The organism is Pseudoclavibacter sp. VKM Ac-2867, from assembly GCF_015351275.1.
Taxonomy (GTDB): domain Bacteria; phylum Actinomycetota; class Actinomycetes; order Actinomycetales; family Microbacteriaceae; genus Pseudoclavibacter.
Map to the genome: position 1 here is coordinate 1 of NZ_JADKSL010000045.1, position 573 is coordinate 573.

Genomic DNA, 573 nt, shown 5'->3' on the forward strand with positions numbered 1-573 from the left:
GGTCGTCAACCGCGAGGGTTGACGACCACAAGTCAGCTCTGCGGTTCGCCCCGTGCGGCGCCGGGGTTGGAGTCGCGCGGATTCCGTGGGTGCTGGAGCGCGGCGTGCAGCGTGGTACCCGAGGCGAGGCGAGACCCGAGGTGCGGGGTGACCTGGACGTCGAAAGCGGACTTGTGGTCGTCAATCGTGAGGGTTGACGACCATAAGTCAGCTCTGGGGCTCGCCCGTGCGGCGCCGGGGTTGGAGTCGCGCGGATTCCGTGGGTGCTGGAGTGCGGCGTGCAGCGTGAGGCCCGAGGCCCGAGGCGAGGCGAGACCCGAGGTGCGGGGTGACTTGGAAGTCGAAAGCTGACTTGTGGTCGTCAACCGCGAGGGTTGACGACCATAAGTCAGCTCTGGGGCTCGCCCGTGCGGCGCCGGGGTTGGAGTCGCGCGGATTTCGTAGGTGTTGGAGCGCGGCGTGCAGCGTGGTGCCCGAGGCGAGGCCCGAGGCCCGAGGCGAGGCGAGACTCGAGGCGCGGGGTGACCTGGACGTCGAAAGCGGACTTGTGGTCGTCAACCGTGAGGGTTGACG

At 68.8% G+C, this 573-nt stretch carries 1 protein-coding gene; it reads right to left on the minus strand.

Going from position 1 to position 573, the window contains the following annotated elements; translation table 11 throughout:
- Positions 1–388: 388 nt before the first annotated feature.
- Positions 389–573: hypothetical protein (locus ITJ67_RS19890; RefSeq protein WP_228503433.1), on the minus strand; the 185-nt coding region annotated here is incomplete at its 5' end.